The following is an 11,918-nucleotide window of genomic DNA, read 5'->3' as shown; positions in this document are numbered from 1 at the left end:
GGATCTGCGACTGTTTTAATTTGGGACCACTAAAAAGGAGGAACGGAAATGAAAACTGGATCGAGGAGAATGGTCAAGGGCGTTGCGTTGATCGCAATCATCTGCCTTGCCGCCTTTGGGATGTTTGGCTGCGGCCAAGGAGAAGAAAAGGTAGTAGAAAAGGAAGTTATCAAGGAAGTCGTCAAGGAAGTGCCCAGGGCATTGGAGCCTCTTAAGCTGGCTGTGGCGGGCGCACACACCGGCGATCTTGCTTCCTACGGCATCCCCTCGGTTCGGGCCGCCGAAATTCTGGTTGAGCATGTGAACGCCACCCAGGGGGGCGTAGGCGGACGCAAAGTCATCCTGGTCACCGAAGACGACGCGTGCAAGCCTGAAATGGCCACCAACGCCGCCACCAAACTGGTGGGCGAGGACGTGGACCTGGTTGTGGGGCATATCTGCTCCGGCGCCACCAAAGCCGCCCTCGGCATTTATAAAGACTCCGGCATCATCGCCATTTCCCCCTCCGCCACCAACCCGGACCTGACCCAAAGCGGGGACTATCCCAACTTCTTCCGCACCATCGCCTCCGACGACGCCCAGGCGCGTTTGGAAGTGGATTTCGCTCTGGATACTTTGGGCCTGACCAAAATCGCCGTGCTGCACGACAAGGGCGACTACGGCAAGGGCTTGGCTGAATTCGCCAAGAAGTTCCTGGAAGAATCCGGCAAGGCGGAAGTGGTTCTGTACGAAGGCATCACCCCGGGCGGCATGGATTACTCCGCCGTGGTGCAGAAGATCAACCGCTCCGGCGCACAGGCCGTCATCTTCGGCGGTTACCATCCTGAAGCGTCCAAGATCGTCATGCAGATGCGTAAAAAGGACATGGACACCATCTTCATCTCGGATGACGGCGTGAAAGACGACACCTTCATCAAGGTGGCCGGCGATTATGCAGAAGGCGTTTACGCCACCGGTCCCAAAGACACCAGCAAAAACCCTCTGGCCATTGAAGCCGATAAGCTGCACAAGGAAAAATACGGCGAAGATTACGGCGCATTCTATCTGAACGCCTACTCAGCGGTTCTGGCCCTGTTCAACGCTGTGGACAAATCCGGAAGCACCGACTATGAAGCCGTTTCCAACGCGCTGCGCAACGAGTACGTGGCCACGCCTCTTGGAATCATCAAGTTTGACGACAGGGGCGACGCCATCGGCGTTGGATTCTCCGTATACCAGGTCCAAAACGGCAAGTACGTGGAACTGGAAGGCTAACAAAAAGGCAGTGTGACAATTAGGGGGGCGCGTCCGGATTCCGGGCCGCCCCTGAATATTGTGGGCTTCCGGCGAATAAGAGGCCAAAGGCGGGATATGGACTGGGGTTATTTTAAAGAATTATTAATGGGAGGGGTGGTCAAGGGCAGCATTTACGCTCTTATCGCCCTGGGATACACCATGGTGTACGGCATTATTGAACTCATCAATTTCGCCCATGGTGAAATATATATGATAGGAGCGTTTACGGCGTTAATTGCGGCGGGCGTTTTAACCGTGGCGGGTTTTCCAGCGTGGTCGATTTTGATTCTGGCCTCGGCGGCGGCCGTGGTCTGGTCGGCCTCCTACGGCTACACAGTGGAAAAGATCGCGTACAGGCCTTTGCGGGGGGCGCCTCGCCTGTCTCCTTTGATCAGCGCGTTAGGCATGTCCATTTTCCTGCAGAATTACGTTCTCCTGGCTCAGACTTCCAACTTCATGCCCTTTAAAAACCTGTTTCCCGAAGAAGGTTTTTTGGAAAACATCTCCGAGGTGCTTTCCGCCACGGAAGTCATCATCATTTTTACCAGTGCGGTGGTCATGATTTTGCTCAGCCTGTTCATCAAGTACTCGACCACGGGCAAGGCCATGCGGGCCACGGCCCAGGACAGGAACATGGCCATGCTGGTGGGCGTGAACGTGGACAAGGTGATTTCCGCCACCTTTATCATAGGGTCCTCCCTGGCGGCCGTCGGCGCGGTGCTCATCGCCTCCAACATGGGGCAGATCAATTTTTTCATCGGTTTTATCGTGGGGCTTAAGGCCTTCACGGCAGCGGTGCTGGGAGGCATCGGCAGTATTCCCGGCGCCATGCTGGGAGGCCTGGTTCTGGGGTGTACGGAAAGTTTCGGCACTGGCTATGTGTCTTCGGATTACGAAGACGTCTTTGCATTCACCCTGCTGGTTTTAATCCTGATTTTCCGGCCCGCCGGATTGTTGGGCAAGTCTGACATACAAAAGGTTTGATCATGGGAGAAATACTTAAATCCCTCAAAGCGGCGATCTGGTTCATGTTCCTCACCTTTCCCATCATGGTGATCAAGGTGAACCCCATCGAGGACACCGTGGTCTGGCGGTGGATGAACATGGCCTATATTGGGGTGGGCGTCTTTTTCCTGTCCTTTTTATGGCGGTTCATGCTGGCCCGGCGCAATCAAGGGAAGAAGGCCGAGGAGTCCGGCAAAGCCCGTATGCCCATAGGGCAGCGGATCGCCGAAGAGCCCAAAATCAAGTACCCGGCCATTGCATTAGTTGGAGCCTTCGCCCTTACCATTCCGTTCTGGGCCGACATGTACAACACCAACATCATGACCAACGTGCTTATCTACGTGATGTTGGGCCTGGGCCTGAACATCGTGGTGGGGCTGGCCGGCCTCCTGGATCTCGGCTACGTGGCCTTTTACGCGGTGGGCGCATACTCTTACGCCCTGCTAAACCATCACTTCGGGGCCAATTTCTGGGTCGTCCTGCCCATGGCGGGTTTTTTGGGCGCAGCCTTCGGGGTGGCGCTGGGATTTCCCGTGCTCAGGCTCCGGGGAGACTACCTGGCTATCGTGACCCTGGGGTTTGGCGAAATCATCCGTCTGGTGCTGGAAAACTGGAATGAGTTCTCCATGGGGCCCAGCGGCATCGCCAACATCGACCGCCCGCCCTTTTTCGGCATAAAAATGGATTTATTCCAAAAAACGGACTTCATGTATTATGTGGTTCTTGCTCTGGCGATATTGACGATTATAGCCGTGACCCGATTGAAAAACTCCCGGATAGGAAGGGCGTGGATCGCCTTGCGGGAGGATGAAATCGCCTGCCAGGCCATGGGCGTGGACCGAACCAAGACCAAGCTCATGGCATTTGCGCTCGGCGCCACCTGGGCCAGCATGGCGGGCGTGGTGTTCGCCGCCAAAAGCACCTTTATCAATCCGCCCAGCTTCTCATTCTGGGAGTCGGTGCTTATCCTGGTCATTGTCGTCATGGGCGGCATGGGCTCGGTGGTGGGCGTCATCCTGGGCGCCAGCATCATCGTCCTGCTGCCGGAGTATTTCCGGGAGTTTTCCGAATACCGTATGATTCTGTTCGGGGGCGCCATGGTCCTCATGATGGTGTTCAGGCCCACAGGCATTGTCACGGCCATGCGGCAAAAATATACGATTCACAAATAGCGGATGGGGTAGTCTTTAACCATGAAACCCATATTGGACGTCAAAAATCTTACCATGGACTTCGGGGGCCTTCGGGCGCTGGACTCCTTGGACATTGATGTGCGCCCAGGCGAAATCGCGGCGCTCATCGGGCCGAACGGCGCGGGAAAAACCACTTTTTTCAACTGCGTTACGGGCATGTACAATCCCACGCAGGGAGATGTATTGGTTAACTCGCCTTCGGGCTACTCCACCAGGCTGAACGGGCTCAAGCCCAACAAGGTTACGGAGCGGGGGCTGGCGAGAACCTTCCAGAACATCCGCCTGTTCCAGAACATGACCGTGCTTGAAAACGTCATGATCGGCCGGCATTGCCACTCCGGCGCAGGACATGAAATCATCATGGACCCGGATAACAGCCCGGTTAAGAGGATGGCGGCCAGCGCCTTCTTCGGAGGCATGGAAATCGCCGCCACCCTGTTGAAAGGAAAACGCTTCAAGGAGCGGGAGCAGGAGACCGTACAGTACAGCTACAAGGTGCTGGAAAAAGTCGGCCTGGAAAAATTCGCCAACAATTTCGCCAAGAACCTTCCCTACGGCCTGCAACGCCGCCTGGAAATCGCCAGGGCCATGGCCACCGAGCCTTTCTTGCTTCTCCTGGACGAGCCGGCGGCCGGCATGAACCCTCAGGAGACCAAGGAACTGGATGATTTGATCCAGCGCATCCGGGATAAGGAAGGAATCTCCATTTTGCTGATTGAACACGACATGCGGCTGGTCATGAGTATTTCGCAGCGCATTTTCGTCATGGATTACGGAAAAAAAATCGCCCAGGGCACGCCCGGGGAAATCCGCACTAACGACGCCGTCATCAAGGCTTATCTGGGAGAGGATATTGATGCTTGAGCTTGTAAACGTCAATACGTACTATGGCAATATCCACGCCTTGAAGGATGTCTCCATCAAGGTGGAGCAGGGGGAGATCATCACCCTGATCGGCGCCAACGGAGCGGGAAAAACAACCACGCTCATGTCCATTTCGGGCATTGTCCCGCCCCGTTCGGGCGAGATTTTGTTCGAGGGAAAGCCCATCCAGGGCATGCCGCCCCATGAAATCGTGTCCATGGGCTTGTGCCAGGTGCCTGAGGGAAGGCGCATCTTCCCCCACCTGACTGTTTCGGAAAATTTGGATATGGGCGCCTTTCTCCGCAAAGACGCCTCTCAGGTCAAGCAGGACCTGGACTATGTATACGAACTGTTCCCCCGCCTGAGCGAACGGCGCACCCAGCAGGGCGGCACCCTGTCTGGCGGAGAGCAGCAAATGCTGGCCATATCCCGCGCGCTCATGGCCAGGCCCAGGCTCTTGCTTCTGGACGAGCCCTCGCTAGGCCTGGCGCCCATTATCGTTAAGCAGATTTTCCAGATCATCCGGAAGATCAACGAAGAAAGCCGGACCACCATTTTTTTGGTGGAGCAAAACGCCAATCTGGCCCTTCAGGTGGCGCAGCGGGGATATGTGATGGAGACCGGGAAGGTAACCATGACGGACACCTCGGACAACCTCCTGGCCAACGAAGAAGTGAAAAACGCCTACCTTGGCATGGGGGAGTAGGCCTGATTACCGCATAACAATACTGTGAAAACCAGTAATTGCTCTCGAAATAAAATTTAATTCTGTTAAAAAGGCATTGACAGGTCTAATACTTTATTGACCTTCAATGCCTTTCTATCTATATCCTCCCTATATCTGTTTTAAAAATTGCGCTTGGAGAAACCGCTAGGCGATCTTGCCATGTCACGAAATATTTTTGTGGGCATGTCCCGTTGCATTGGCATTAGTTTTCAACGTTTATACAGGGAGGATGCAATTATGAAAAAAAGGGAGCGAAAAAATGCTCTGACAAAAGCAATTGTAATTATATTAATTCTTTTTCCCATCAGCGTTTGGGCCGCCGATTATTCGGAAGACTGGGGTCTTGACGGCGCCGTAACCGATACGGAAGGGCTGGTTGTCAACATCCTGGAGCTTAGCACGGAGTATTACAGCGCCTATCCTGGCTGGGGCAACTGGAATTGGAGTTCCGACGGCTCCAAAATCGTGTATCAGGTAGACGATTCCAATTTAAGCAACTCGAGTGAAATCTGCGTGATTAAGGCTGACGGCACTGGTTATACCCGCCTCACGGACAACGATCGCTGCGACAGCCACGCCAGCTTTGTGTGGCCCAATAACTCAAAAGTTGTGTTCCAGAGGAATGTGGCAAGCTCCGGTAATGGAGAAATCTGGATAATGGACGCGGACGGCTCCAATCAGACCAGCCTGACTCAAGCCCATGGCGGCCCCATGGGCGGCGTTGACGCAGGAGAGAACAACCCCATGGTCAGCCCGGATGGAACCAAGGTGGCTTTCCGGGGCTGCGTTCCGGCCAGTGACGGCTACGCCCATCTTTTCGTCATGGATATTGACGGCGCGAACGTGAAGGATGTTGCAGCATACAATGACGGGATTGTTGATATTTCCCACCACTGCTGGTCGCCTGACAGCAAGTGGGTCTGCTTCAAAGCGTGTGACGAAAGCGTTGGCGATGCTCGTATATTCAAGGTCAAGGCCGACGGCACGGCCGCTCCTGTCAAACTGTCTCCGGCAGATGACGCCATGCCTGCAGCTTGGAATGATTGGTTCTGCCAGAATTGGCCCCGGTGGAGCCCGGACGGCAAATGGATTTCAACCTCCTTATACACCGGCGAAAACTATAACGATAAAAAAATCGTCATCATGGACTCCAACGGCCAAAACATGAAAACCATCATGGAGCAGGACGGGGACGACGATGGGGACAATTACGATTGGATTCATCAAAGCGGAACATGGTCTCCGGATTCCAAGTGGCTGGTTTACAGCATGGACACCGTCGCCGAAGGAGACACGGCCCTATGCATTTCCAATGTTGACAGCGGCGCATTTTACCAACTTACCAAAGATTATGAAGATTGCCAGCCCAGATGGAGCCCGAACCCCAAAAGCAAACCGGGAAGCATTCTATTTAAAAGGCATTCCGTGGGTGACGGCCTGTTCCTGCTCAATTTGGCCCCCTGGGCGCTGGATGAAATCTCCGCCTCCGGCCGGACCGATTTTAAAGATTGCGGATCCACATCCTGGAGCCAGGCCGGCATCTGCCTGGATGTCGATCTGGGCGCCGGCGGCGAAGAGCCGATTTTCATCGGAGCGCTGTATGACGGCAACCCCACGCCTCAGGACTTTGACGGCACGTTCTGGGACCTGTACTGCCCGGACCCGACCAACGTGGTGTCTGTAACACTGGGTCTTTACTTCAACGGATATCATTCGGGCATGGACGTTTACTGGTTTGACGAAGACCTCAATAACTGGGATGCATTAGACCCGCTATTGTACGAGGTGACGGAAGGCTTGTACCTAAGATCCGGCATCACCTATACCGCTGTCATCAGCATGACCATAACGACCGTCACAACGCCCAGCCTGGACCAGCTCACCGGAACCGTCTTTGCAGCAGGAAGCGTTCCTGAGGATGAAACAGAAAATATCTGGGCCGGCAAGGACAGCGACAGCGTGTTAATGTGTTTTGTAAAATCCCTTGACGGAAGGAAAACCAGGGTTGCGCCATACGCGCTTCTTTTTCTGGGATCGGCCATGGGCTTCGCCTTTTTATACAGGCGCGCATCCCGAAAGTAACTGACTGAAATTTAAAATCATACCGAGCCCGGCGGTTATAATCGCCGGGCTCTTTCTTTTCCCGCCCCAAGCTGGTACAATCCTTGCTCAATTACTGAAACTGACAAGCGGCGTACGGAGGTCTTGACACCCCGCGTCAAAGGACTATCATAATCTTTTATGGAACCTAATAAGGAGTCATCCGACCATGCTGGAAAACCTGAGATTAAATAAAAAAAAGGATAAAGGCCCGTGGTTGGAGAAATTGGCCGCCCCGGAAAAAGTGCTGGCTAAAATCAAGCCGGGAAGCTGCATTTTTTTAAGCACCGGCGTGGCCGAGCCCCGCACTATGGTCAAGAGCCTGATGAACTCCCAGGCCCACAATCTCCAGGACCTGGAGGTCATTCAGATGATCAGCCTGGGCGACGCCATTTGCGGCCAGGATCTGAATAACCAGAAATTCCGGCTTAAGACCTTTTTTTCAGGCTGGGTGGCCAGCGAGCCCATTTCGTCGGGACTGGTGGATTTGATTCCGGCCAACTTCTCCCGCATTCCCCGGCTTATTGAAACCGGCCGAATCCGGATCGATGTGGCCTTTGTGAAAATCACCCCCTTTGACGACAGCGGATACGCCAGCCTGGGCGTCTCCGTGGACATAGCCCGCCAGGCCATGGAGCAGGCGGACATTGTGGTGGGGGAAATATCAGACACGATGCCCCGGACCTACGGCGACACCTTTGTGCACGTGAACGATTTTGACTACCTGGTGGAAAATCAGGAGCCGCCGATTCTGTTTCCCAGGGCGCCCGTGCCCGAAGTATTCGACCGATTGGCCCGCAACGTGGCCTCATTAATCAGCGACGGAAGCTGCCTGAGCTTTTCCATGGAGCCTTTGTTCGAAGCCCTATGGCCCCATCTGGCCAAGAAAAAGGATTTGGGGATTCACTCCGGATTTTTTTCAGACCCGCTTATGGACCTTGTGAAAAGCGGCGCTGTGACCAACCGCAACAAGGGCTCGTTCAGAGGCAAGTGCCTGGTGTCCTATGCCTTGGGCTCCCAGGAGCTTATGGACTGGCTGGATAAAAACCCCCTGGTGGAGTTCCAGGCCCTGGATGTTTTGGCCAGCCCGGCCCTTATCAGCCAAAACCCCCAAACAGTGGCTATCCTGCCCGCCCGCAGGGTGGATCTGAGCGGCCAGTTCGCCTTTCATTACGGCCGGGGCAACGTGGGTATGGGGCCGGGAGAAGCGGGGGAGTACGTTATTGGAACCCGCATGAGCAAAAGGGGCCGGGTTATTGTGGCCCTGCCCAGCCGGAACAAAAAAGGCAAGCCCAACATCGTCCTTTCCGTGGAGGGATATCCCAACTCCATCACCAACGCGGAAATCGTGGACATTGTGGTGACCGAATACGGCGTGGCCAATATGATGGGCCGCAGTCTGCGGGAGCGGGCCCAGGTGCTGATCGACATCGCCCATCCCGACGACCGTCAGGAGCTCATGGAGAAGGCCAAGGAGAAAAACCTCCTGTACAAAGATCAGATTTGCGTGGGCGCCATGGGCCATTTATATCCGCATCAGATTTCCGAATCCCATACTTTTCGCGACGGGACCACGGTGCGGTTCCGGCCCATCCGCCCGTCCGACGAAGAGGAAATGCGCCGCCTGTTTTACCGCTTTTCCAGCGAGGCGGTGTATTACCGCTATTTCTCGCCGGTCAAAACCATGCCCCACTCCAAGATGCAGGAGTACGTCAATGTGGATTACTCCCAGGCCATGTCCATCGTCGGCCTGGTGGGAGAGCCCGGACAAGGAAGAATTATTGCGGAGGCGCGGTACGTCAAGCTGACGGACAGCAATTGGGCCGATTCCGCCTTTATTGTGGACGAAAACTACGGAGGACGGGGCATTGCATCCTTTATGCTGGACATGCTCATACGCATCGCCAAGGAAAGAGGCATTGAGGGCTTCACCTCGGACGTGCTTTCCACCAACAAGGCCATGATGAAGGTCTACGAAAAGAGCAAACTGCCGGTCAAGGCCTCCCTGGCGGACGGGGCTTACCATCTGACCATGGATTTCAGGGCGGCGGATTCGGCGCAGGCGCGGCTGGTTAAAGGAATCTTATAGCAAGAGGCTTTGAAAACGGAACAAGCGCCCGGCAGACCTTGTCCGGGCGCTTTTGTTATGGTAGGAAAAAAGCGAGCATTTGTTCTTTTCCCCCCGAAGAGCGGCTATCGTCCCCTTGTCCCCATTCTTGTTCTTTTAATCGAATTTTTTGGAGGATTCATGAGTCTGGAAGCATTTTTCACCCCGCGCGGCGTGGCCGTTATCGGGGCGACAAACAAGCCCAAAGGCGGTTTGGCCATAGTTGTAAACCTGGTCAAAGGCTTTAAGGGCGGCATATATCCTGTCAATCCCGGTTACGAGTCCATTTTGGACTTGAAGTGCTATCCATCGGTAAAGGACGTTCCCGACCCCGTGGATCTGGCGATTCTTTTCGTGCCCGGCAAGGCGGTCCAGAAGATGGTGGATGAATGCGGGGAGCGGGGAATTCGGGCGGTGATGATTCAATCGGCGGGCTTCTCGGAAACCGGGCCGGAGGGCAAGGCGCTCCAGGACGAGGTGGATTCCATCGCCAAGCGCCATGGGATTCGCGTTTGGGGCCCCAATTGCCTTGGCATGGTGGATTCGGTCAACCAAAACGTGTTTTCGTTCGCCGCGCCCACCATGTGGGACGTGGGCCACATTCCCGGCAACGTGTCTTTGATCGTCCAAAGCGGCATGCTGGCGGGCGGTTTTTTGATCGACAACATGAGCCACGGAACCATGGGCATGTCCAAGGTCTGCTCCATCGGCAACAAGTGCGACGTGGACGAGTGCGACCTGCTGGAATATTTGATTTCCGATCCCGACACCCAGGCCATTGGCATGTATCTGGAGGCCATCCCCCGGGGGAGGCGGTTTGCGGAGTTGTGCCGGCAATCCCCCAAACCCATTGTGGTGCTCAAGGGGGGAACGAGCACGGCGGGCGCCAAGGCTGCGGCCAGCCACACGGCCTCCATGGCCGGGGACGGGGCGATTGTCAGCGGCGTTCTCGCCCAATGCGGGGTGGTTGAGGCCCGGGATTTCAAGCAGATGCTGGATATATGCCGGGCGTTTGGAATTTCGCCTGAAATGCCTCCTGACATGCAGGGAAGGACGGCCATCCTCACCTACAGCGGCGGCGCCGGCATTATGGCGGCGGATTTTGTGGAGAATTTCGGGCTGGAAGTGGCCGAGCTTTCCCAGGAGTCCAAAGAAGCCATGGCTCAGGTCTATCCCGACTGGATGCCCGTGGCCAACCCTGTGGACCTGTGGCCCTCCGTGGAAAAAAACGGAGCGGTGAAAACCTTTACCACGGCCATGAAAGCGGTTTGCAGCGATCCCGGGGTGGACATGATTTTCCTGCACCTTCACGCCTCTGGCGGCCTCTTGGTCATGGACGTCGGGGAGCTTATCGACATGGCCAAGGAGGCGGGAAAGCCCATCTTTTGCTGGCTCATAGGCCAGATGGAGCCGGCCAGAGACATGCATATTCTGGCTCAAAGGCTGGGAGCGCCTACCTACCGGGAGCTCTCCCGCGCCGTGGAAAGCATGAGTACGGTGCTGGGGTGGTATAAAGGCCGGGCCGCAGCGCCTTGCGGCGTGGATTTCAAGCCGGAACCGGTCAAGGCGCGATGCCGGGCTTTGCTGGACGGCAAGCAGGGCGCCCTGGACGAACATGCGTCCAAACAGGTTTTGGCCGCGGCGGGCATACCGGTTGTGGAGGAAATCCTGGCAGACAACCCTGAGCAGGCCGTTGCGGCGGCCGAAAAATTAGGCTATCCGGTTGTCATGAAAGGCCTGGCGCCGGGCATGATTCATAAAACCGAGCAAGGCCTGGTGCGCCTGAACATCGGAGCCGGGCAGGAAGCCTCCCGGACCTTTGAGGATCTCATGTCCGCCATGGACGGCCAAGGCAAGGTATTGGTGCAGCAGCAGGCTGAAATCGATATGGAAATCATCGCCGGCCTGGTGAAGGACCCTCAGTTCGGCCCATGCGTCATGTGCGGCCTTGGGGGCGTGTACGCCGAAGTGTTGAACGACGCTGTCTTCGCCATGGCGCCCCTGGATATGGACGGCGCCCTGGCTTTGATTGGACGGCTGAAAAATCAACGCATGCTGGACGGCTTTCGGGGAGCGGCGCCGGTTGACAGAATGGCCCTTGCCGAAATTCTGGTTCGTTTAGGCGCCCTGGGCATGGAATTGGATGCCGTTCGGGAACTGGATATAAATCCGCTTGTAATTTCGGGGGGAAAGCCCTTGGCCGTGGATGCATCGATAATTTTATAGGCTTGTTTTTTGCGAGAAAACCGCCTTTTTACAAAAAGTGGGCGTGAATGAACTCAAGGGCTTGACTCGCCTTTTTGTTTGGTATAACGAAAGTGCCGATAGCTTGTGAACTCTTTGGGCCGAGCGCCCTAAAACGCTTTGCCCTGTCGAATAGCGGGCTGTCGAGAGCCCGTTCTTTTTATTTTAGGATAACTTATACATTAAGGAGGCTGTTTCATGGCATTCAATCCCATTGTTGACGCTGACAAATGCGTCGGTTGCGAAGAGTGTGTGGACGTATGTCCGGTTGACGTTTACGAAATGGAAGATGGCAAGTCCAATCCTGTCAACGCCGAAGAATGTCTCGGCTGCGATAGCTGCGTGGAAGTTTGCGAAGCTGGCGCCATCACCATCGAAGAGACCTAAAATTCTCTTTAAAATT

At 55.4% G+C, this 11,918-nt stretch carries 9 protein-coding genes; all 9 read left to right on the top strand.

The features are described 5' to 3' along the window. Positions 1-48: 48 nt before the first annotated feature. The 9 genes from BUE18_RS09935 to BUE18_RS09895 all read left to right on the top strand — a co-directional run bounded on the left by BUE18_RS09935 (position 49) and on the right by BUE18_RS09895 (position 11,902). The gene (locus BUE18_RS09935; protein WP_139264668.1) at positions 49-1,254 is read left to right on the top strand and encodes a branched-chain amino acid ABC transporter substrate-binding protein; all 1,206 of its coding nucleotides are present in this window, start codon (positions 49-51) and stop codon (positions 1,252-1,254) included. 96 nt (positions 1,255-1,350) lie between these two features. Further along, positions 1,351-2,259, top strand: coding sequence for a branched-chain amino acid ABC transporter permease (locus tag BUE18_RS09930; protein WP_073475310.1), 909 nt, complete (start codon positions 1,351-1,353; stop codon positions 2,257-2,259). Between the two features lie 2 nt (positions 2,260-2,261). Further along, a complete protein-coding gene (locus BUE18_RS09925; protein WP_073475308.1) occupies positions 2,262-3,452 on the top strand; it encodes an ABC transporter permease subunit in 1,191 nt (396 codons plus the stop codon). 21 nt (positions 3,453-3,473) lie between these two features. Then, positions 3,474-4,337 carry an ABC transporter ATP-binding protein gene (locus BUE18_RS09920; protein WP_073475307.1) on the top strand — a complete coding sequence of 288 codons (864 nt, stop codon included), beginning with the start codon at positions 3,474-3,476 and terminating at the stop codon, positions 4,335-4,337. Further along, positions 4,330-5,043, top strand: a complete 714-nt coding sequence (locus BUE18_RS09915; protein WP_073475305.1) for an ABC transporter ATP-binding protein — start codon at positions 4,330-4,332, stop codon at positions 5,041-5,043. Before BUE18_RS09920 ends, BUE18_RS09915 begins: the two co-directional genes overlap by 8 nt. A 258-nt stretch (positions 5,044-5,301) precedes the next feature. After that, positions 5,302-7,146, top strand: a complete 1,845-nt coding sequence (locus BUE18_RS09910; protein ID WP_073475303.1) for a PD40 domain-containing protein — start codon at positions 5,302-5,304, stop codon at positions 7,144-7,146. A gap of 187 nt (positions 7,147-7,333) precedes the next feature. Further along, positions 7,334-9,253: a bifunctional acetyl-CoA hydrolase/transferase family protein/GNAT family N-acetyltransferase gene (locus BUE18_RS09905; RefSeq protein ID WP_073475301.1), complete on the top strand. Its 1,920-nt coding sequence runs from the start codon at positions 7,334-7,336 to the stop codon at positions 9,251-9,253. Positions 9,254-9,412: 159 nt separating this feature from the next. Continuing rightward, positions 9,413-11,497, top strand: a complete 2,085-nt coding sequence (locus tag BUE18_RS09900) for an acetate--CoA ligase family protein (RefSeq protein ID WP_073475299.1) — start codon at positions 9,413-9,415, stop codon at positions 11,495-11,497. A 216-nt stretch (positions 11,498-11,713) separates the two neighbouring features. Then, on the top strand, positions 11,714-11,902 hold the full coding sequence (locus BUE18_RS09895) for a ferredoxin (RefSeq protein ID WP_073475298.1): 189 nt from the start codon (positions 11,714-11,716) through the stop codon (positions 11,900-11,902). Positions 11,903-11,918: the final 16 nt, after the last annotated feature.

This window comes from Desulfatibacillum alkenivorans DSM 16219, from assembly GCF_900142135.1.
GTDB classification, from domain to species: domain Bacteria; phylum Desulfobacterota; class Desulfobacteria; order Desulfobacterales; family Desulfatibacillaceae; genus Desulfatibacillum; species Desulfatibacillum alkenivorans.
Note: the sequence above shows the minus strand (reverse complement) of the source record. Positions and strands in the feature narration are given on the sequence as shown.

Excerpts from the sequence above, each read along its gene's own strand:
- BUE18_RS09915 (WP_073475305.1), top strand. The coding sequence starts at position 4,330 with ATGCTTGAGCTTGTAAACGTCAATACGTACTATGGCAATATCCACGCC.
- BUE18_RS09930 (WP_073475310.1), top strand. The coding sequence starts at position 1,351 with ATGGACTGGGGTTATTTTAAAGAATTATTAATGGGAGGGGTGGTCAAG.
- BUE18_RS09920 (WP_073475307.1), top strand. The coding sequence starts at position 3,474 with ATGAAACCCATATTGGACGTCAAAAATCTTACCATGGACTTCGGGGGC.
- BUE18_RS09925 (WP_073475308.1), top strand. The coding sequence starts at position 2,262 with ATGGGAGAAATACTTAAATCCCTCAAAGCGGCGATCTGGTTCATGTTC.
- BUE18_RS09905 (WP_073475301.1), top strand. The coding sequence starts at position 7,334 with ATGCTGGAAAACCTGAGATTAAATAAAAAAAAGGATAAAGGCCCGTGG.
- BUE18_RS09910 (WP_073475303.1), top strand. The coding sequence starts at position 5,302 with ATGAAAAAAAGGGAGCGAAAAAATGCTCTGACAAAAGCAATTGTAATT.
- BUE18_RS09935 (WP_139264668.1), top strand. The coding sequence starts at position 49 with ATGAAAACTGGATCGAGGAGAATGGTCAAGGGCGTTGCGTTGATCGCA.
- BUE18_RS09895 (WP_073475298.1), top strand. The coding sequence starts at position 11,714 with ATGGCATTCAATCCCATTGTTGACGCTGACAAATGCGTCGGTTGCGAA.
- BUE18_RS09900 (WP_073475299.1), top strand. The coding sequence starts at position 9,413 with ATGAGTCTGGAAGCATTTTTCACCCCGCGCGGCGTGGCCGTTATCGGG.